The sequence below is a fragment of the Phycicoccus jejuensis genome, assembly GCF_044797865.1.
Lineage (GTDB): Bacteria > Actinomycetota > Actinomycetes > Actinomycetales > Dermatophilaceae > Phycicoccus > Phycicoccus jejuensis.
The window spans coordinates 2,952,484-2,973,487 of the sequence record NZ_CP085209.1 but is presented as its reverse complement, the minus strand read 5'-3'; the positions used below and the strand labels follow the sequence as shown (position 1 = coordinate 2,973,487).

The 21,004-nt window shown below is 73.8% G+C and carries 16 protein-coding genes; 14 read left to right on the top strand and 2 right to left on the bottom strand.

What is annotated here, in order from left to right; all coding sequences use genetic code 11:
- The 14 genes from murC (at position 1) to LG324_RS14065 (ending at position 18,072) form a co-directional block, all read left to right on the top strand.
- A complete protein-coding gene (gene murC, locus LG324_RS14130; protein ID WP_404348863.1) occupies positions 1-1,458 on the top strand; it encodes a UDP-N-acetylmuramate--L-alanine ligase in 1,458 nt (485 codons plus the stop codon).
- The gene (locus LG324_RS14125) at positions 1,455-2,210 is read left to right on the top strand and encodes a cell division protein FtsQ/DivIB (RefSeq protein ID WP_030528159.1); all 756 of its coding nucleotides are present in this window, start codon (positions 1,455-1,457) and stop codon (positions 2,208-2,210) included. The genes murC and LG324_RS14125 overlap by 4 nt, the downstream gene beginning before the upstream one ends.
- A 232-nt stretch (positions 2,211-2,442) precedes the next feature.
- A complete protein-coding gene (ftsZ, locus tag LG324_RS14120) occupies positions 2,443-3,702 on the top strand; it encodes a cell division protein FtsZ (RefSeq protein ID WP_404348862.1) in 1,260 nt (419 codons plus the stop codon).
- On the top strand, positions 3,702-4,436 hold the full coding sequence (locus LG324_RS14115) for a polyphenol oxidase family protein (RefSeq protein ID WP_404348860.1): 735 nt from the start codon (positions 3,702-3,704) through the stop codon (positions 4,434-4,436). Before ftsZ ends, LG324_RS14115 begins: the two co-directional genes overlap by 1 nt.
- Complete coding sequence (locus LG324_RS14110; protein ID WP_404348858.1) at positions 4,433-5,134, top strand: YggS family pyridoxal phosphate-dependent enzyme; 702 nt, start codon at positions 4,433-4,435, stop codon at positions 5,132-5,134. Before LG324_RS14115 ends, LG324_RS14110 begins: the two co-directional genes overlap by 4 nt.
- 56 nt (positions 5,135-5,190) lie before the next feature.
- Positions 5,191-5,679 carry a cell division protein SepF gene (locus tag LG324_RS14105; RefSeq protein WP_030528163.1) on the top strand — a complete coding sequence of 163 codons (489 nt, stop codon included), beginning with the start codon at positions 5,191-5,193 and terminating at the stop codon, positions 5,677-5,679.
- Positions 5,680-5,728: 49 nt separating this feature from the next.
- Positions 5,729-6,019: a YggT family protein gene (locus LG324_RS14100; RefSeq protein ID WP_030528164.1), complete on the top strand. Its 291-nt coding sequence runs from the start codon at positions 5,729-5,731 to the stop codon at positions 6,017-6,019.
- 143 nt (positions 6,020-6,162) lie between these two features.
- A complete protein-coding gene (locus LG324_RS14095) occupies positions 6,163-7,689 on the top strand; it encodes a DivIVA domain-containing protein (RefSeq protein WP_404348855.1) in 1,527 nt (508 codons plus the stop codon).
- Between the two features lie 171 nt (positions 7,690-7,860).
- Positions 7,861-8,715, top strand: a complete 855-nt coding sequence (locus LG324_RS14090; protein WP_404348853.1) for a TraR/DksA family transcriptional regulator — start codon at positions 7,861-7,863, stop codon at positions 8,713-8,715.
- A complete protein-coding gene (gene lspA, locus LG324_RS14085; protein WP_084696725.1) occupies positions 8,688-9,269 on the top strand; it encodes a signal peptidase II in 582 nt (193 codons plus the stop codon). Before LG324_RS14090 ends, lspA begins: the two co-directional genes overlap by 28 nt.
- A complete protein-coding gene (locus tag LG324_RS14080; protein WP_030528168.1) occupies positions 9,262-10,185 on the top strand; it encodes an RluA family pseudouridine synthase in 924 nt (307 codons plus the stop codon). Before lspA ends, LG324_RS14080 begins: the two co-directional genes overlap by 8 nt.
- Positions 10,186-10,264: 79 nt before the next feature.
- Positions 10,265-13,885 carry a DNA polymerase III subunit alpha gene (dnaE, locus tag LG324_RS14075; protein ID WP_030528169.1) on the top strand — a complete coding sequence of 1,207 codons (3,621 nt, stop codon included), beginning with the start codon at positions 10,265-10,267 and terminating at the stop codon, positions 13,883-13,885.
- Between the two features lie 157 nt (positions 13,886-14,042).
- Positions 14,043-15,857 carry a bifunctional metallophosphatase/5'-nucleotidase gene (locus tag LG324_RS14070; RefSeq protein ID WP_404348848.1) on the top strand — a complete coding sequence of 605 codons (1,815 nt, stop codon included), beginning with the start codon at positions 14,043-14,045 and terminating at the stop codon, positions 15,855-15,857.
- A 73-nt stretch (positions 15,858-15,930) separates the two neighbouring features.
- Positions 15,931-18,072 carry a S9 family peptidase gene (locus tag LG324_RS14065; RefSeq protein WP_404348846.1) on the top strand — a complete coding sequence of 714 codons (2,142 nt, stop codon included), beginning with the start codon at positions 15,931-15,933 and terminating at the stop codon, positions 18,070-18,072.
- Here the strand turns inward: LG324_RS14065 and LG324_RS14060 are convergent.
- Together LG324_RS14060 and LG324_RS14055 are read right to left on the bottom strand one after the other, a co-directional pair.
- Positions 18,062-18,925, bottom strand: a complete 864-nt coding sequence (locus LG324_RS14060) for a universal stress protein (RefSeq protein ID WP_404348843.1) — start codon at positions 18,923-18,925, stop codon at positions 18,062-18,064. The two genes, LG324_RS14065 and LG324_RS14060, sit on opposite strands and share 11 nt — an antisense overlap.
- A gap of 173 nt (positions 18,926-19,098) precedes the next feature.
- On the bottom strand, positions 19,099-20,940 hold the full coding sequence (locus LG324_RS14055; RefSeq protein WP_404348841.1) for a hypothetical protein: 1,842 nt from the start codon (positions 20,938-20,940) through the stop codon (positions 19,099-19,101).
- Positions 20,941-21,004 lie beyond the last annotated feature (64 nt).

The following is a 21,004-nucleotide window of genomic DNA, read 5'->3' as shown; positions in this document are numbered from 1 at the left end:
GTGCCCGTCACCAACGAGCGCTTCGACCTCGCCGCCGCCGTCCCCGCGTGGGACGAGCTGGGCGCGGTCCACCTCGTCGCGATCGGCGGCGCGGGGATGTCCGCCGTCGCCCGGCTGCTGCTCCAGCGCGGGGTGGCGGTCAGCGGCTCCGACGTGGCCGACTCCCCGGTGCTCGAGGCGCTGCGGGCCGCCGGCGCGACGGTGTGGGTCGGTCACGACCCGGCGCACGTCGACGGCGTCGACACCGTCGTCGTCTCGTCGGCGATCCGCGAGGACAACCCCGAGCTCGCGGCCGCCCGGCAGCGCGGTCTGCGGGTCCTGCACCGCTCGCAGGCCCTCGCCGCCGTCTCGGCCGGCACCCGCGTCGTCGCCGTCGCCGGGGCCAACGGCAAGACGACGACGACCTCGATGCTCACCGCCGCGCTCGTCCACGCCGGCGCCGACCCCTCGTTCGCCAGCGGCGGCGAGATCGCCCAGCTCGGCACGAACGCAGCCCTCGGCTCGGGCGAGGCGTTCGTCGTCGAGGCCGACGAGAGCGACGGCAGCTTCGTCGTCTACCGGCCCGAGGTCGCCGTCGTCACGAGCGTGCAGCCGGACCACCTGGACTTCTACGGCACGCCCGAGGCCGTCACCGAGGCCTACGACGTCTTCGCGGGGACGGTCCGCCCGGGCGGGCTGCTCGTCGCGTGCCACGACGACCCCGGCGCGCTCGGCCTCGCGCAGCACCACCGGGCCGGCGGCCACCGCGTCCTCACCTACGGCGAGCACGCCGATGCCGACGTCCGGGTCCTCGCCGTCGAGCCCGCCGGGCTGGGCACCACCGCGCGCGTCCGGCACGGCGGGCGCGAGGTCACCCTCGCCCTCCGGGTCCCCGGCCTGCACAACGTCCTCGACGCCGTGGGCGCGCTGGGCGCCGCCGTCGACGGGCTCGGCGCCGACCTCGACGCCGTGGTCGAGGGGCTCGGGGACTTCACCGGCGCGCGCCGGCGGTTCGAGGTGCGCGGCGAGGTCGACGGCGTGACCGTCGTCGACGACTACGCGCACAACCCGGCCAAGGTGGCCGCGGTGGTCTCGACCGCGGCGGGGGTCGTGGCGCGGGCCGGCCGCGGGCGGGTCCTCGTCGTCTTCCAGCCCCACCTCTACAGCCGCACGCGCGACTTCGCCGACGTCTTCGCGCAGGCCCTCGCGCCGGCCGACCACGTCGTGCTCCTCGACGTCTACGGCGCCCGGGAGGCGCCGCTGCCCGGCGTCACCTCGGCCCTCGTCGGCGACCCCCTCGTCGAGCTGCCCGGGCGTCGACGCGTCGACGTCGGGGTCGACGCCGACCGGGCGGTCGAGCTCCTCGCGGCGGCGGCCGCCCCCGGGGACCTCGTGCTGACCGTCGGCGCCGGCGACGTGACCCGTCTCGGCGCGCCGCTCCTCGAGGCGCTGCGCGCACGAGCGGGGGAGCGGGCATGAGCCACACGGCGACCCGGCGCCCCGGGGCCCGCGGCCTCGAGTCGTCGGCCTCCCGCTTCCGGGAGCGCGCGCTCGCCCGTCGCCGTCGACCGTGGCTGCGCGGGCTCGCGGCCCTCGTCGTGCTGGCGCTCGTCGCGGGCACGGGGTGGCTCGTCGGCTGGACCGGCGCCCTCGGGGTCCACGACGTCGAGGTCGTCGGGGTCTCGGGGGCCGAGGCCGCCGCCGTCCGCGAGCTCGTCGACGTGCCCACCGGCACGCCGCTCGTGCGCGTCGACACCGCCGCCGTCGAGACCGACGTCCGCACGCGCGTCACCGTCGCCGAGGTGTCGGTGCGCCGCTCCTGGCCGCGGACCCTCGTCGTCGACGTGGTCCCGCGGGTGCCCTCGATCGTCGTCAAGAACCCTCAAGGTCGACTGGAGGTCGTGGACGCCACCGGGGTCTCGTTCGGCAGCGTCGACAAGGCGCCGAAGGGCGTGCCGGTCGTCACCGCCACCGGGTCCCGGGCGATGACCCCCGAGGCGCTGCAGGCGGCCCTGGCGCTGCTGCGCGACCTGCCCTCCGACCTCTCCGACGACGTGCGGTCGGTCACCGTGAGCAGCGCCGACCTCGTGACCTTCACGCTGCGCGGCAAGACCGTCGTGTGGGGCGGCGAGGACGAGTCCGCGCTGAAGATCCGGGTCCTGCGGGCCCTGCTGACGACGAAGGCGAAGACGGTCGACGTCAGCGCGCCGGACACCCCCGTCACGCGCTGAGGCCGACGGGGCCGGAGTGACCGGTGGGGCGGGTGAGGCGCGGCCTGAGAGCCGTGACAGGATTTGCCCGACGCGATGTCGCGACACGCCCAGCCGGAGGGTGCAGGACCACCGCGCCGCGACGTAGCGTCACCCCATCGACAACCGTGACCGAACTGTAACCCTGTACCTGAGGTCGAGGGTTACCCGAGTCGCACACACGCCTGTGACCTGAAGTGGAAGGCCGAATCCCGTGGCAGCACCCCAGAACTACCTCGCCGTCATCAAGGTCGTCGGCATCGGCGGAGGCGGTGTCAACGCCATCAACCGGATGATCGAGGTCGGCCTCAAGGGTGTCGAGTTCATCGCCGTCAACACCGATGCGCAGGCGCTCCTCATGTCCGACGCCGACGTCAAGCTCGACGTCGGCCGCGAGCTGACCCGCGGCCTCGGCGCCGGCGCCGACCCCGAGGTCGGCAAGAAGGCGGCCGAGGACCACGCCGAGGAGATCGAAGAGGTCCTCAAGGGGGCCGACATGGTCTTCGTCACCGCTGGCGAGGGCGGTGGCACCGGCACCGGTGGTGCCCCCGTCGTCGCCCGCATCGCCAAGGGCCTGGGCGCCCTGACGATCGGTGTCGTCACCCGCCCCTTCACCTTCGAGGGTCGCCGTCGCGCCAACCAGGCCGAGAACGGCATCGCCGCGCTGCGCGAGGAGGTCGACACCCTCATCGTCATCCCGAACGACCGGCTGCTCTCGATCAGCGACCGCGGCGTGTCGATGCTCGACGCGTTCCGCAGCGCCGACCAGGTGCTCCTCTCGGGTGTCCAGGGCATCACCGACCTCATCACGACGCCGGGCCTGATCAACCTCGACTTCGCCGACGTCAAGTCGGTCATGCAGGGGGCGGGCTCCGCGCTCATGGGCATCGGCTCGGCCCGCGGCGAGGACCGCGCGGTCCAGGCCGCCGAGCTCGCGATCTCCAGCCCGCTGCTCGAGGCGAGCATCGACGGCGCGCACGGCGTGCTCCTGTCGATCCAGGGCGGCAGCGACCTCGGCCTCTTCGAGATCAACGAGGCCGCGCGCCTGGTCCAGGAGGCCGCGCACCCCGAGGCGAACATCATCTTCGGTGCCGTCATCGACGACGCGCTCGGCGACGAGGTGCGCGTCACCGTCATCGCCGCGGGCTTCGACGGTGGCGCCCCGGTCCGCCGGGCCGACGACCGGGCGCTCGGCACCATCCAGGGCCGCCCGGCGGCGCCGGCCGCGCCCACCGCCGCACCGGCCGCCCCGCCCGTGCAGCCGCCGGTGCAGCAGCCCCCGGTCCACCAGCCCGCCCCGGTGCAGCAGCCGCAGGCGCCCGCGCCGGTCGCGGCCCCGCGGCCCGAGCAGGACGACGCGCCGGTCCGCACCGAGCGCGAGTCGACCCCGGCCGAGCCGGTGCGCCAGCAGCCGCCGCGCACCGTGACGTTCGACGAGAACGACGACCTCGACGTCCCGGACTTCCTCAAGTAGTGACGACGTCGACGCCCACCGGGGGCGGGGTGCTCCTGTGGGAGGACTCCGCCCCCGCGGCGTGGCGTGCCCTGACCGGCCGCCCGGGCGGGGTGAGCCGCGGGCCGTGGGCCGGGCTCAACCTCGGGCTGCACGTCGCGGACGACGAGGCCGACGTCCGTGAGAACCGGCGCCGCCTCGGGGAGGCGGTCGGCCGCCCGCTCGTCTGGATGGACCAGTGCCACGGGGCCGAGGTCGCGGTCGTCGACGCCGTGCCGGAGGTCGCACCGCGGTGCGACGCGCTCGTCACGACCGCGCCGGACCTCGCCCTCGCGGTGCTCGTCGCCGACTGCGTCCCCGTCCTCCTCGCGAGCCCGGAGGGTGTCGTGGCCGCCGTGCACGCCGGCCGTCCCGGGCTGGTCGCCGGCGTGGTCGGCCGCGCCGTAGCGGCGATGCGCGACCTCGGGGCGCGCTCGGTCGACGCGGTCGTCGGGCCGTCGGTCTGCGGCCGGTGCTACGAGGTCCCGGCCGTGATGCGCGCGGACGTCGCGCGCGTCGCCCCGGTCAGCGCCACCGTCTCGTGGACCGGCACCCCCGCCGTCGACGTCGCCGCCGGTGTCGTCGGGCAGCTCGCCGACCTCGACGTGCCCGTCACGTGGGTGGCCGGCTGCACGCGCGAGCGCGAGGACCTCTACTCCTACCGCGGCGAGGGCACGACGGGGCGCTTCGCCGGTGTCGTCGCGAGGTCGCGGTGAGCACGCCGGAGCGCGCGGCCGAGCTGGAGCGACGCCTCGCCGCCGTGCGCGAGCGTGTGGCCGCCGCCGTCACCGCGGCCGGACGCACCGACCCCGTGACGCTCGTCGCCGTCACGAAGTTCTTCCCCGCCTCCGACGTCGACCTGCTTGCCGGGCTCGGGGTGCGCGACATCGGCGAGAACCGCGACCAGGAGGCCTCGGCGAAGGTCGCCGGGCTCGCCCACCGGGACCGGCTCACCGTCCACTTCATCGGCCAGCTCCAGTCGAACAAGGCCGGGTCGGTCGCGCGCTACGCCGACGTCGTGCACTCCCTCGACCGCGCGAAGATCGCCCGGGCGCTGGACCGCGCCGCCGAGCGCGAGGGCCGCGTCCTCGACGTCCTCGTCCAGGTCGGGCTCGACGCCGCCGGCGGGCGCGGGGGAGCGGCGCCGGACGACGTCCGCGACCTCGCCGACGTGGTCGGCGGCCTCGAGCACGTGCGCCTGCGCGGCCTCATGGCGGTCGCGCCGCTCGGCGAGGAGCCCCGGCCGGCCTTCGCCCGGCTGCGCGCCCTCGCGGAGGCGGTGCGGGCGGACCATCCCGACGCCACCTGGCTGTCGGCCGGGATGAGCGGCGACCTCGAGGACGCCGTCGCGGAAGGCGCGACACACCTGCGTGTCGGGTCGGCAATCCTCGGTTCTCGCCAGTCCCACCGGTAACTTCGGTCCCGACGCAACGGCCCTGACCCGCAGGACCGACGACCGAGGAGCACTGGATGGCTGGCGCGCTGCGCAAGACGATGGTCTACCTGGGCCTCGCCGAGGACCAGGGCCGCTACGACGACGAGTACGACGAGGCCTACGACGACCTCGACGCCGACCAGCAGGGCCACCACGACCGCGTCGAGCACCGAGGAGCCGAGGTGACCCCTCTCCCCACCCGCCGTCCCGTGGCCGAGGTCGTGCGCACGCACGAGGCCGCCAGCGTCTCGCGGATCACGACGATCCACCCGCGCACGTACAACGAGGCCAAGACGATCGGCGAGAGCTTCCGTGACGGCGTCCCCGTCATCATGAACCTCACCGACATGGGCGACGCCGACGCCAAGCGCCTCGTCGACTTCGCCGCTGGGCTCGTGTTCGGCCTGCACGGCTCGATCGAGCGCGTGACCTCCAAGGTCTTCCTCCTCTCGCCCGAGACCGTCGAGGTCCTCGCGGAGGACGGTCAGGCCGTCGCCGGCCGCACCGTCTTCAACCAGAGCTGACCGGCGCCCCGCGCACGGGCCGCCCAGGTCCATCCGTCACACTCGACCCATGGGTGCCGTCTTCGCCGTTCTCGCCTTCGTGGTGTTCCTCTACCTCGTCGTGCTCATCGGGCGGGTCGTCCTCGACTGGATCCGCATCCTGGCCCGCGAGTGGCGGCCTCGCGGCCCGGTTCTGCTCGTCGCCGAGCCGGTCTACACGCTGACCGAGCCGCCGCTGCGGGCGCTGCGCAAGGTCATCCCGCCGCTGCGCCTCGGGGCGGTGTCGGTGGACCTGTCGTTCATGGTCCTGTTCGTCGGCGTCATCATCCTCCAGCGCATCCTCGAGGGCCTCGCCGCCTGACGCGCGCCGGGACGGACCCCGCAGGCCACACCCGTCACAGGGGGTCGGCGATCGTCTAGGCTGGCCTGCGGACGCCCGGAGCCCAGCACGTCGTGCTGCCGTGCGCCATGACCGTGTCCCCCACCGGCCACCAGGAGTTGTGCATGGCTCTCACGCCCGAGGACGTCCTCAACAAGACGTTCACCCAGACCCAGTTCCGTCGGGGCTACGACGAGCGCGAGGTCGACGACTTCCTCGACGACATCGTCGCCGAGATGCGCCGGATGTCCAAGGAGTCCGAGGACCTGCGCGGCGAGCTCTCCGCGAGCCGCGAGGGCCGGGGGATGGCCCCGACCGCCGCGCTCGCGCGGCCGGACGCGGACTCCTCGCGCGAGACCGAGGAGCTGCGCTCCAAGAACGCGACCCTCGCCGCCCGCGTCTCCGAGCTCGAGGGCGCCCGCAGCGACCTCGCGGCACAGCTCGAGGAGCTGCAGCAGAGCAGCGGCGAGGGCGACTCCCGCGTCGCCGAGGCCCAGGGGCAGCTCGAGGAGCTGCGCGGCGAGCTGAAGCAGATGGGTGAGCGCACCGCCGAGCTCGAGCAGCTCCTCGCCCAGCGCGACGCCGAGATCGAGGCGCTGCGTGGCGAGAGCGGCGACGTCGACGCCCGCGTCGCCGACGCCGAGCGCCGCGCCGGCGAGTTCCAGAACCAGGGCGCCCAGGCCGAGCGCCGCGCCGCCTCCCTCGAGGAGCGGGTCCGTGAGCTCGAGGGCCAGCTGGCCGAGGTCACCGGGGAGCGCGACGACCACGCCGCCGCCCTCGCCGCCGCCCGCCAGGAGCAGGGCGACGCCGTCGACGAGCAGGTGTCGGTCCTCACGACCCGCCTCGAGGAGTCGCGCCGCGAGGCCGACGAGCGCGTCGCCGCCGTCGAGGAGCGCCTCGCCGAGGCCGAGCGCCGCGCCGCGGAGGCCGAGCAGCAGGTCCAGGAGGCGACCCAGCGCGCCGAGGCCGCCGAGCAGCGGGCGAACGAGAAGCCCGAGCAGGCGCAGGGCGACTCCGCCAGTGGCGCCGCCGCCCTCGCGGGCGCCGGTGGTGGCGCGAGCGCCGCGGGCGTCATCGCCCTCGCGCAGCGCCTGCACGACGAGCACGTCGCCGCCGGTGAGTCCAAGCGCGACGAGCTCGTGTCCGAGGGCCAGCGCAAGCACGACGAGCTCGTCGGCTCCGCGCAGCGCAAGCACGACGAGCTCATCTCGACGGGCCAGGCCCGCAACGAGGAGCTCGTCACCACGGGTCAGGCCCGGCACGACGAGCTCGTCTCGACCGGCCAGGCGCAGCACGACGAGCTCGTCTCGACCGGCCAGGCGCAGCACGACGAGCTCGTGTCGACGGCGACGGCCCAGCGGGACGAGATGATCGGCACCGCGACGACCCAGCGCGACGAGATGCTCACCGAGGCGCGCGAGCGCTCGACGGGCATGGTCGCCGAGGCGCAGCAGAAGAAGGCCTCGATCCTCGAGGAGCTCGGCCGCGAGCGGAACCTCCTGGAGCGCAAGATCGAGTCCCTGCGCAGCTTCGAGCGCGACTACCGCGCCCGCCTGCACGACTACATCCAGGGCCAGCTGGCCGACCTCAAGAACGTCGCCGCCGACGACGACGAGGCGCCCGCCGACCAGCCGCAGGAGCAGCAGGTCTGACGCACGCGTCGACCCACGAGGGGCCCGGAGCGATCCCGGGCCCCTCGTGCGTCCAGCGAACGCACAGGCAGGACCCGGCGTTTCGGGTCCCCACCGTCCCGGCCGTGCCCGTATCCTCGGCGCACCGGGCGGGCCGCGAGGGCCCACCCCGTCCCCGAAAGGGCGCAGGCCATGGTGGTGAAGCGGGCCCTGTCCGCCGCGAAGCAGACGACCTCCCGGGCGGCCGGCGCCGCCCGGAAGGCGGTGACGCGCGGGTCGGGAGGAGGCGCCACGCCGGCCGCGGCGACGAAGAAGGCCGCGCCCGCCACGAAGGCGGCGGCGACGAAGACCACGACCAAGGCCGCCTCCGCGAAGAAGGCCCCGGCGAAGAAGGCCCCCGCCACGAAGGCCGCGACCAAGGCCGCGCCCGCGAAGAAGGCCCCGGTGAAGAAGGCTCCCGCCACGAAGGCTGCGCCCGCGAAGAAGACCGCGACCAAGGCCGCGCCCGCGAAGAAGGCCCCGGTGAAGAAGGCTCCCGCCACGAAGGCCGCGCCCGCGAAGAAGGCCGCACCGGCGCAGAAGGCCGCGACCAAGGCCGCGCCCGCGAAGAAGGCGCCCGCGAAGAAGGCGCCCGCCAAGAAGGCCGCCACCGCCGCCTCGCTGCCCGTCCGCGGGGACGAGAGCCCGTGGACCGCCGCCGAGCTGCGGGAGGTGCGCCGCGAGCTCGAGCACGACGCCGAGCAGCTGCGCACCGAGATCGCCCACGCCGCCTCCGACCTCGTCCACCTCATGCGTGACTCGGGCGACGGCGCGGGCGACGACCAGGCCGACGCCGGCGCCAAGACCTACGAGCGCGAGCAGGAGATCTCGCTGGTCAACAACGCCCGCGAGATGCTCGACCAGACCGAGCACGCCCTCGAGCGGCTCGCGAACGGCACCTACGGCACGTGCGAGTCGTGCGGCAACCCGATCGGCAAGATGCGGCTCCAGGCCGCTCCTCGTGCGACCCTGTGCATGCCATGCAAGACGAAGCAGGAGCGCCGCTGACGGCGGCCGACGCCACCCCCACCCGTCCCTCCGAGCCCCGGAGCGAGCGACGCAGCCGTCTGCGCGCCCTCCTGCTGACCATCGCGGTGGTCGTCCTCGTGCTCGACCAGGCCACGAAGGTGTGGGCCCTCGCGGCCCTCACCCCCGGGCAGCCGGTCGGTCTCGTCGGCGACGCGATCCGGCTCAACCTCATCCGCAACCCGGGGGCGGCGTTCTCGCTCGGTGACGGCAGGACGTGGATGCTCACCGTCCTCTCGCTCGTCATCCTCGTGTTCGTCCTCGTCGCGGTGCGCCGGGTCGGCAACCGGCCGTGGGCGGTGGCCCTCGGGCTGCTCCTCGGCGGCGCCGTCGGCAACCTCGTCGACCGGCTGGTCCGCGAGCCGGGCCCGGGCCGCGGGCACGTCGTCGACTTCATCGACTACTTCGGCTGGTTCGTCGGCAACGTCGCCGACATCGCGATCGTCGTCGCGGCCGGGCTCGTCATGGTCCTCGCCTACCGGGGGACCCCGCTCGGCCCGGTGGGCCAGCACGCGGCGGAGCCGGCCGATGGCTGACCAGCGCACCGTCCTCGTCCCCGACGGGCTGGAGGGTGAGCGCGTCGACGCCGCCATCGCCCGCCTCTTCGGGCTCTCACGCACCCGGGCCGCCGACCTCGCGGCCTCCGGCGAGGTCGCCGTCAACGCGAGCCCGGTCGGCAAGAGCCACCGGGTGAGCGCCGGCGACATGCTCGAGGTCTCGATCCCCAGCGGCCCGGCGAGCCCGACCCTCGAGGTCGTCGCCGAGCCGGTGCCGGGGATGCGGGTCGTGCACGACGACGACGACATCGTCGTCGTCGACAAGCCCGTCGGCGTCGCGGCGCACCCGAGCGTCGGGTGGACCGGCCCGAACGTCCTCGCCGGCCTCAAGGCCGCCGGCTACCGCATCTCGACGAGCGGCGCGAGCGAGCGCCAGGGCATCGTCTCGCGCCTGGACGTCGGCACCTCCGGGCTCATGGTCGTCTGCAAGAGCGAGCGCGGCTACAGCGTGCTCAAGCGCGCGTTCAAGGAGCGGCGGGTCGAGAAGACCTACCACACGCTCGTCCAGGGCCTCCCGGACCCGCTCGTCGGGACGATCGACGCCCCCATCGGGCGCCACCCCGGCCACGACTACAAGTTCGCGGTGATGGACTCCGGCAAGCCGGCGGTCACGCACTACGAGCTGCTCGAGGCGTTCCGCCACGCCAGCCTGCTCGAGGTGCACCTCGAGACGGGGCGCACCCACCAGATCCGCGTCCACATGGCGGCCGTGCGCCACCCCTGCGTCGGCGACCCGACCTACGGCGCGGACCCCACGCTCGCCCGCCGTCTCGGCCTCGAGCGGCAGTGGCTGCACGCGGTCGGGCTCGGCTTCGAGCACCCCGGCTCGGGGGAGTGGGTCACCTTCGAGAGCGGCTACCCGGCCGACCTCCAGGAGGCGCTGGACCGGCTCTGAGCCGGTCCGGCGGGGGCTCGCGGCGACACGGACCCCGACACGCCGAGGGTGTCCCCGGGGCGACCTAGGATGGTCCGCGATGTCCACCCCCGCCGCCCCGACCCCGAGCCCCACGTCGTCCTCGAAGGGCGACTCGTTCGTGCACCTGCACGTGCACACCGAGTACTCGATGCTCGACGGCGCGGCCCGCATCGGCGACCTGTTCACGCGCGCCGCCGAGATGGGGATGCCCGCCCTCGCGACGACCGACCACGGGTACGTCTTCGGGGCGTACGAGTTCTGGAAGAAGGCCCAGGGCACGGGGGTCAAACCGATCATCGGCGTGGAGGCGTACGTCACCCCGGGCACCCACCGCACCGACAAGACGCGCGTCAAGTGGGGCGACGAGCGCACCCGTCCCGGCGACGACGTGTCCGGCTCCGGCGCCTACACGCACATGACGCTGCTGGCCCGCGACAACACCGGCCTGCACAACCTCTTCCGGATGGACAGCCAGGCCTCGCTCGACCAGGTCTACGCGAAGTGGCCGCGCGTCGACCGCGAGCTGCTCGACCAGTACGGCCAGGGCCTCATCGCGACCACGGGCTGCCCCTCCGGCGAGATCCAGACCCGCATCCGCCTCGGCCAGTACGACCTCGCGAAGCAGGCCGCCGCGGACTTCCGCGACATCTTCGGCCGCGAGAACTTCTTCTGCGAGCTGATGGACCACGGTCTCGACATCGAGCGCCGGGTGCAGCAGGACCTCCTGCGCCTGGCCCGTGAGCTCGACCTCCCGCTCGTCGCGACGAACGACCTGCACTACACGAGCCCCGAGGACGCCAAGGCCCACGGCGCGCTGCTGTGCGTCCAGTCCGGCTCGACGATGATGGACCCGGGCCGGTTCAAGTTCGACGCCGACGACTTCTACCTCAAGAGCCCGGCCGAGATGCGCCACACCTGGCGCGAGCTGCCCGAGGCCTGCGACAACACCCTCCTCATCGCCGAGATGTGCGACATCTCGTTCACCGAGGGCGAGGGCCGGTACATGCCGCGCTTCCCCTGCCCGCCCGGCGAGGACGAGACGAGCTGGTTCGTCAAGGAGGTCCAGAAGGGCCTGCACGAGCGCTTCCCCGGCGGCATCCCCGAGTACGCCCAGAAGCAGGCGGACTACGAGGCCGAGGTCATCGTCTCCAAGGGCTACCCGGGGTACTTCCTCGTCGTCGCCGACTTCATCACCTGGGCCAAGGAGAACGGGATCCGCGTCGGCCCGGGCCGTGGCTCGGGTGCGGGCTCGATGTGCGCCTACGCGATGAAGATCACCGACCTCGACCCCGTCCCGCACGGCCTGATCTTCGAGCGGTTCCTCAACCCCGAGCGCGCGTCGATGCCCGACTTCGACGTCGACTTCGACGAGCGCCGGCGCGGCGAGGTCATCCGCTACGTCACCGAGAAGTACGGCGCCGAGCGGGTCGCGCAGATCGTCACGTACGGCACGATCAAGGCCAAGCAGGCCGTCAAGGACTCCGCCCGCGTCATGGGCCACCCCTTCGCCGTCGGCGAGCAGCTGACCAAGGCGATGCCGCCGGACGTCATGGGCAAGGGCGTGCCGCTGTCGGGCATCTACGACCCGAACCACCCCCGCTACGGCGAGGGCAAGGAGTTCCGCGACCTCGTCGCGCAGGAGCAGCACCTCCAGGAGGTCGTCGAGACCGCGAAGGGCCTCGAGGGCCTCAAGCGCCAGTGGGGCGTGCACGCGGCCGGCGTCATCATGTCGAGCGAGCCGCTCATCGACGTCATCCCGATCATGCGACGCCTGCAGGACGGGCAGGTCATCACGCAGTTCGACTACCCGAGCTGCGAGTCGCTCGGCCTGGTCAAGATGGACTTCCTCGGGCTGCGCAACCTGACGATCCTCGACGACGCGATCATCAACGTGCGCTCCAACCGCGGCGAGGAGATCGACCTCGACGCGCTGTCCAAGGACATGACCGACAAGGCCACCTACGACCTCCTCGCGCGGGGCGACACCCTCGGGGTCTTCCAGCTCGACGGCGGCGGGATGCGCACGCTGCTCAAGCTGATGCAGCCGGACAACTTCGAGGACATCTCCGCGGCCCTCGCGCTCTACCGCCCCGGGCCGATGGGCGTCAACGCGCACACGAACTTCGCCCTGCGCAAGAACGGCAAGCAGGAGCTCGTCCCGCTCGACCCGCAGCTGAAGGGCAAGCTCCAGCCCGAGATGGTCGAGGCGCTCGAGCCGATCCTCCAGACGACCTACGGCCTGGTGATCTACCAGGAGCAGGTCATGGAGATCGCGCAGAAGCTCGCCGGGTACACCCTCGGCAACGCCGACCTCCTGCGCCGCGCGATGGGCAAGAAGAAGAAGGAGGTGCTCGACAAGGAGTACGTCCCCTTCTCCGACGGCATGAAGGCCAACGGCTACAACGAGGCCTCCGTCGCGGCCCTGTGGGGCGTCCTCGTCCCGTTCTCCGACTACGCGTTCAACAAGGCGCACACCGCCGCCTACGGCCTCGTCTCGTACTGGACGGGCTACCTCAAGGCCAACTACCCGGCCGAGTACATGGCCGCGCTGCTCACGAGCGTCGGCGACGACAAGGACAAGTCGGCCCTCTACCTCGGCGAGTGCCGCCGGATGGGCATCAAGGTCCTCCCGCCGGACGTCAACGACTCCGTCGGGCCGTTCGCCGCGGTCGGCACCGACATCCGCTTCGGCCTGCACGCGATCCGCAACGTCGGCCAGAACGTCGTCGAGGCGATCATCGCCGCCCGCGAGGAGAAGGGACGCTTCACCTCCTTCCGCGACTTCATGTCCAAGGTGCCGGCGGTCGTCTGCAACAAGCGGACCATCGAGTCGCTCATCAAGGGCGGCGCGTTCGACGGCCTGGCCGAGACCCGGATGGGCCTGCTGCGCATCCACGAGGAGTACGTCGACGCGTTCGTCGCGGTGAAGCGGCAGGAGGCGATCGGGCAGGACAGCCTCTTCGGGGCCTTCGCCGACGACGCCGGCTCCGGCGGGGGCGGCGGCGACATGATGGGCCTCGCGCCCGTGCCCGGGGTCGAGTGGGACAAGCAGACCCTGCTCTCCTTCGAGCGCGAGATGCTCGGCCTCTACGTCTCCGACCACCCGCTCTTCGGGGTCGAGCACGTCCTCTCCGCGCACGCCGACACCCAGATCGCCGCCCTGACCGGCGACGACGCCGGCCGGCCCGAGGGGGCGATGGTCACCATCGCCGGCCTCATCACCGGCCTGCAGATCAAGCGCACGAAGAAGGGCGACCTCTGGGCCATCGCGACCCTCGAGGACCTCGCCGGCTCGATCGAGTGCCTGTTCTTCCCCAGCGCGTACATGACCGTGGCGGGGATGCTCCAGCAGGACCAGATCGCCGTGGTGCGCGGCAAGCTCAACAAGCGCGACGACTCGGTGTCGATCTACGCCCAGGAGCTCACCCTGCCGGACGTGAGCGAGGGGCCGCGCGGCCCGGTCGTCGTGACGATGGAGACCGTCCGGGCGACCCCGCAGCGCATCGAGGAGCTCAAGGGCGTCCTCACCAACCACCCGGGCACGACCGAGGTCCACCTCAAGCTCGTCAAGCCCGGGCGGACCGTCGAGATCCGTCTCGACCCGGCCTACCGGGTCTCCGCCGACGGTGCCCTCTTCGGTGACCTCAAGGTGCTGCTCGGCCCGCGCTGTCTGTCCTGAGCGCCCGCGGGTCGACCGCGCGGTGAACGTCCGGCGACACCGGGAACCCGATGCCCGCCAGGGGGTGCCGTCGCGTGGACTTTCTCCTAGGGTCTACCCCGTGCGGCCGCCCGGACAGGGGGTGGCCCGCCCGGAGAATCCCAGGAGAACCCCCACGATGAGATCGACCCGACGACGCGTCCTCGGTGCGGGTGTCGCCGCCGCCGCCCTCGCGACCTTCGCCGCCGGCACGCCTGCCGCGCTGGCCGGGGGCCACGACGACCACCACGGCCGTGGCCACCACCACCCGAAGCCGCCGGCGACGACGACGGTGCAGCTGCTCTCGTTCAACGACTACCACGGTCACCTCGAGGCGACCGACGGTCCGCTGAGCAAGACCCTCGACCCGAGCCAGACCCCGGTCGGCGGCGCCGAGTACCTCTCGACCGCGCTGTCCACGCTGCGGGCCAAGGCCCCGAAGGGCAGCTCGCTGACCGTCGCGGCCGGTGACCTCATCGGCGGCTCGACGTTCCTCTCGGGCCTCTTCCACGACGAGCCGTCGGTCGAGTCGCTCAACGCGATGAAGCTCGACGTCAGCAGCGTCGGCAACCACGAGTTCGACGAGGGCACCACCGAGCTGCTGCGCATGCAGAAGGGTGGCTGCCACCCGACGGACGGTTGCTACTTCCCGTCGCAGCCCTACGCCGGCGCCGACTTCCAGTGGCTCGCCGCCAACGTCGTCCTCAAGCAGCAGGCGAGCAAGGACAAGGACCGCAAGGGCCACCACCACCACGACAAGGAGCGCACGCTCCTGCCGGCGACCTCGATCAAGAAGGTCAACGGCGTCAAGGTCGGCTTCATCGGCATGACCCTCGAGGGCACCCCGAGCCTCGTCGACCCGGCCGGCGTCGCGAACGTCGACTTCAAGGACGAGGTCGAGACCGCGAACAAGCAGGCGCGCGAGCTGCGCAAGAAGGGCGTCAGCTCGATCGTCGTCCTGCTCCACGAGGGCGGCGTCCAGAGCGGCACCTACCAGCAGTGCGTCGGCATCTCCGACCCGATCGCGACGATCGCCAGGACGATGACCGCCGACGTCGACGCCATCATCACCGGGCACACCCACCAGCCCTACACCTGCTCGATCCCGGACCCGAAGGGCAACCCGCGCCTGGTGACCAGCGCCGCGTCCTACGGCCAGGTCGTCTCCGAGACCAACCTCGTCATCGACCGCCGCACCGGCGAGGTCGACCGGAAGAAGTCGACCTCGGTCAACCACCTCGTGAGCCGCACCGCCTTCGCGAAGGACGCGACGCAGACGGCGATCATCGACAAGTGGAAGGCCCTGTCGGGCCCGCTCGCCGCGCAGGTCGTCGGCAGCAACACGCAGGACATCACCGGTGACTCCAGCGGCAACCGCGGCATCGAGACCCCGATGGCCGACCTCGTCGCCGACGCGATCCTCTTCGGGACCCAGGCCCCGGCCAACGGTGGCGCCCAGCTCGCGCTGATGAACGTCGGCGGCGTGCGCGCCAGCCTGCTCCTCGCGCCGAAGTACGCGGAGGGCACCGGACAGATCACCTACGCCGAGGCCTACGACGTCGCGCCGTTCGGCAACATCCTCACGACGCTCGACCTCACCGGGGCCGAGCTGAAGGCCGTCCTCGAGCAGCAGTACGTCCCCGGCCGAGCCGGTGGCCGTGACGCGCTCGGGCTCGGTGTCTCGGACGGCTTCTCCTACACGTGGGACGCCACCCAGCCGGCCGGCAGCCGGGTCGTGCCGGGGTCGATGACCCTGAACGGCACGCCGATGGACATGAACGCCACCTACCGCGTCGCGACCATCAACTTCCTCGCCAACGGGGGTGACTCCTTCACCGCGTTCTCCGCGGGGAAGAACGTCCTCGGCGGCAAGGAGGACCTGGCCAACCTCGTCGACTACTTCGGGGCCACGCCCAACCTCACCGCTCCGGCGGACCGCGTCGCCGGGCTCTGACCCGCGAGGCACCGACGAGGGCCGTACCCCACCGGGGTGCGGCCCTCGCCGTGTCCGTGGCTAGGGTGACGCCATGCCGAGCCCGACCCCGCCCACCGCCCCGCGCCGCGAGCACGTCCGCGAGCACCACGGGGACCGGGTGGTCGACCCGTACTGGTGGATGCGCGACCTCGATGACCCCGCGCTGCGCGAGTACCTCGAGGCCGAGAACGCCTACGCCGAGGCGATGACCGAGCACCTCGCCCCGCTGCGGACGACGCTCTTCGACGAGATCCGCGCGCGGGTCAAGGAGGACGACCTTTCGGTGCCCGTCGCGAGCGGTCCCTGGTGGTACTTCTCGCGCACCGCGGAGGGCAAGCAGTACGCGATCCACGTGCGGGTGCCGCGCACCGACGGGGACCCGCGCCCCGACCCCGAGGGCGCCGCGCTGCCGGGGGAGCAGGTGCTGCTCGACGGCAACGTCGAGGCGGGTGAGTCGGAGTTCTTCTCGCTCGGGGCCCTCACGGTCAGCGCGGACCACCGGCTGCTCGCCTTCGCCGTCGACACCGCCGGTGACGAGCGCTTCGACCTCGTCGTCCGCGAGGTGGCGACGGGCCGCGTCCTCGACGACACGCTGACCGGCATCGGGTACGGGGTCGAGCTGAGCCGCGACGGCTCCTTCGTCTTCTACACCCGCGTCGACGACGCCTGGCGGCCGCACCAGCTGTGGCGCCACCGCGTCGGCGGCGACCCCGGCGACGACGTCCTCGTCCACGAGGAGACCGACGAGCGCTTCTGGATGGGCGTGAGCAGCAGCCGCGACGAGCGCTGGCTCCTGCTCGGGCTCGGCTCCAAGACCACCTCCGAGGTGTGGATGCTCCCCTCGGACGACCCCGAGGGCCAGTGGCGCGTCGTCGCGCCGCGGCGCGAGGGCGTCGAGTACGACGTCGAGCCCGCCGACGACCGGCTGCTCGTCGTGCACAACGCCGACGACCCGGACTCCGACCTCGCGTGGGCGCCGCTCGACGCGACGAGCCACGAGCAGTGGGTGCCGCTGCTGGCCTCCGGCGACGGGGAGCGCTTCGTCGGCGTCGACGCGTTCGACGACGCGACCGTCCTCTCGCTGCGCACGGGTGGCCTCACCGCGCTGCGTGTGCTGCCGCGCGACGTCACCTCCGTCTCCGGCCACGGGACCCCGTGGGACGTCGAGGTCGGGACGGCGGTGCACTCGATCGGCCTCGGCGACAACCCGGAGCCCGACCAGCGGTCGGTCCAGGTGGTCGTCGAGTCGTGGACCACGCCGCGGACGGTGCTCGACGTCGACCTCGCGACGGGGGAGCGGACCGAGCTCAAGCGCCAGCCGGTGCTCGGCGGGTTCGACGCCGCCGACTACGAGGAGTCGCGCGAGTGGGCCACGGCGCCGGACGGCACGCCCGTGCCGGTGTCCGTCGTGCGCCGTCGTGGCGTCGTGGCCGACGGCACCAACCCGGGGCTGCTCGCGGCCTACGGCGCCTACGAGATCTCGTCCGACCCGTACTTCTCGGTCGCACGGCTCGGGCTGCTCGACCGCGGCGTCGTGTTCGCCGTCGCGCACGTCCGCGGCGGCGGCGAGATGGGCCGCCGCTGGTACGACGAGGGCAAGCTGCTCGCCAAGCCGAACACCTTCTCCGACACCGTCGCCGCCGCAGAGCACCTCGTCGCGACGGGATGGGTCGCGCCGCACCGGCTCGGCCTCGAGGGTGGCTCCGCCGGCGGGCTGCTCGTCGGCGCCGTCCTCAACGCGGCGCCCGGCCTGTTCCGCGTCGCGCACGCGGCGGTGCCCTTCGTCGACGCGCTGACCACCATCCTCCAGCCGGAGCTGCCGCTCACCGTGGGGGAGTGGGAGGAGTGGGGCAACCCGCTCGAGGACCCGGAGGTGTACGCGACGATGCGGGCGTACACGCCGTACGAGAACGTGCGCCCCGAGGCCTACCCGGCGGTCCTCGCGACGACCAGCCTGCACGACACGCGCGTCTACGTCACCGAGCCGGCCAAGTGGGTCGCCCGGCTGCGCGAGACCGTGACCAACGACCCCGCGACCCACCCGGTGCTCCTGCGCACCGAGCTGTCCGCCGGCCACGGCGGCCGCTCGGGCCGCTACGCCGCCTGGGAGCAGATCGCGTGGGAGTGGGCGTTCGTCCTCGACCGGCTCGGGGCCACCGAGCGCGTCGACGGCCCCGGGACCGTCAGCGGCTGACGAGCACCGGGCAGGCGCTGCGCGAGACGACGCGCAGCGCGCTCGACCCGACGCGCAGGCCCTCGAAGCCGCCGCGTCCCCGCGCGCCGACGACGAGGAGGCTCGCGCCCTCGCTGCTCGCGGCGAGGGCGTGCACCGGGTCGTCGCGCACGACGTGGACCTCGACCTTGGCGTCGGGGTGCTCCGGGCCCGGGGGCGCGGCCTCCCGCTCCACCATCTGCTCGACGCCCGCGACGTAGTCCTCCCAGCTCGAGGCGTCGGCGAGGGTCGGGTCGGTCGCGGCGCGCGCCTGCCAGGCGTGGACGGCGTCGACCGTCCCGCTCAGGACGTCCGCCTCCCGGACGGCCGTCCGCAGCGCTCCGACGGAGGAGTCGGAGCCGTCGAACCCGACGACGACCCGGCCGCCGGAGACCGGGGTGCTGGCGGCGCTCGTGTGGCCGACGACGAGCACGGGGCAGCGGGCGTGGGTGAGCACCTGCATCGCGACCGCGCCCAGCCCGGCGCGGCTGAGCACCCCGTGGCCGGCGACGCCGACGACGACGAGCGCGGCGGTCTGCGAGGAGGCGACGAGGGAGGTGCTGGCGTAGCCGTCGTGCAGGGCGGAGGTGACGGTGAGGTCGGGATGGGCGGCGTGGGCGCGGGCCACCGCGACGTCGAGGAGCCGTCGGCCGTGGTCGGTGACGACCGAGCGGTCGGCCAGCGCACCGAAGCCGAGCATCGGCAGGTCGGGCGCGAAGGCGTGGAGCACGTGCAGGGTCATCCCGCGGGTGCTCGCGAAGTGGGCGGCCTGGACGACGGCGGCCTCCGAGAGCGGAGACCCGTCGACCCCGACGACGACCCGGGACTGGTTCATCGACTCGTCCTTCCCGTGCAGCGCACCCGGCGGCGGGCTGCGACTGCTCGGGAGGTCCGTCGTCGAGGGAGGTGGGGTGCCTCCACCTCCGACGGTCCCACCGGCGCGGCCCGGGCACAAGGACGGATGTCACGTCCGCGCGCACCGGGCCGCGGCGGGTCCGGGGAGCGGGGTCAGCGACGCAGCCACTGCCCGTCGGAGAAGACGTCGAGGACGACGTTCGCGGCGCCGATCGACCCGTTGGACGAGGTCCACGTCCGGGCCTCGTCACCGTCGGCGACGACGACGGACTCGCCCGTCACGGAGGCCGACCCGCGCCCCAGGACGACGGCCGAGCCGTCGAGGACGCCCAGGACGAGGTCGTGCCGGTCGACGGCCACCGAGCCGTAGAGGCGGCCCCAGCGGTTGTCGGCCGCGAGGTGCGGCACGACGGTGGCGCGCACGAGGCCGAGGCCGGTGCGCCAGCGGGCGTCCCCGGCGCGGAAGGCGGCGATGCCGGCGTCCTCGAGCTCGTCGTCGGTCGGGCGGGCGGTCGGCGACCAGCGCTCGCCGACGGCGGCCGAGACGGCGCCGTCGGTGAGGACGACGGGAGTGCGCCGCACGGCGTCGGTCACGGCGTCCCGCACGCGCGGACCGGCGAGGTCGGCACCGACCGTGGCCGGGTCGTCACCGACGAGGAACGCGGCGGTGGCGCCGCGCAGGGAGTCGGCGCGCAGGGTCTCGCGGGTGAGGACCTGCACGGTGCCGCTCCAGCCCGCGTCCCGGGCCGCCTCGGCGTAGCGCGCCCCGAGGGCCGGGGCGTCGGTGCCGAGGGCCAGCACGACGAGGCGCGCGCGGGCGTCGGCGCGCACGGCACGGGCCCGGTCGACGACGTCGACCATGACGGGTGAGCCGAGGACGCCGCCGCCCACGACGAGCGTGCCGCGCCCGGGGGCCGCCGGGGCGCGCCAGGGCGTCGCCCGCGGGGGCCGGACGACGTGACCGAGGCGGGTCAGGGTGCGGGTGCCCAGGTCGTAGGTCTGGCCCTCGGTCAGGAGGTGGGTGAGGATGCGGCGGGCCGACAGGGTGCGCTCGGCGCCGCCCCAGGTGTGCGTGGCCCGGAGGGTCTCGAGGTCGACGACCGAGACCGAGCCCTGGCCGAAGACCCCGGAGAGGAGTCGGTCTTCGGTGGCGCGCACGCCGGTGCCGTAGTCGACGCCCACCCCGACCGGGCTCGCGCCACGGAAGTGCTCGTCCGCGGTCGCCAGCGTCGAGAGCGTGCGACCGAGGCGTCCCCGCTGGTGGAAGTGCTGGTCGTAGATCGCCCGCCGCGAGCCGGTGGCGAGACCGCGCTCGAGGTCGGCGTCGTCACCCCACCAGAGCAGGGTCGACCCGCGGCGCAGGCCCTCGGCCGGCCCGAGGTCGCCGACGTAGCCGTTGATCATCGAGCGGGACTCGACGGCGGCGCCCGCGCTCGTCCCGCCGAGGACGACACCCCGCCGGGTCGCGGCGCTGACGGCGCGCTCGGCCGGGCTGGCGGCGAGGACCTGCATCGCGAGGCCCTGGTCGCCGCCGAGCACGAAGATCCCGTCCGTCGCGGGGTCGGCGAGCGCGGTGGCGTTCGCGGGGTCGAGCGCGTCGGCCCGGTCGAGGAGGACGGCGAGGCGCGCGGTGCAGCCGGTGAAGCGCGCCGGCACGGCGCTCTCGCACGCCGCGCGCAGCTGCTCGGTGCGCTCGCCGGCGAGCTCGAGGTTCTCGGCGCGGTCCTCGGGGGCGTCGCCGTAGGCCGACGGCACGACGACGAGGTCGACCGTCGGTCCCGAGGCGCGGGCGGCGGCGGTGCGCGCGAACGCCTCCAGGGTGTCGGTCTCGTAGCCGCCGCCGATCGGCACGAGGACGTCGGCGACCCTCGGGTCCCCTCCCGCCGGCGGGTGCGACCCGGGTCGGGCGCTCGCGGCGGTGGCGCCGAGCGGGGCGAGGAGGGCGGTGGTCACGAGGGCGGCGCCGAGGACGTGCCGGGCGCGGAGGCTGGCCATGGGCGCACGCTAGCGGCGGGTGGCGACGCGCGCAGGTCCAGGAGCGGCCGGGACGGGCCCTAGG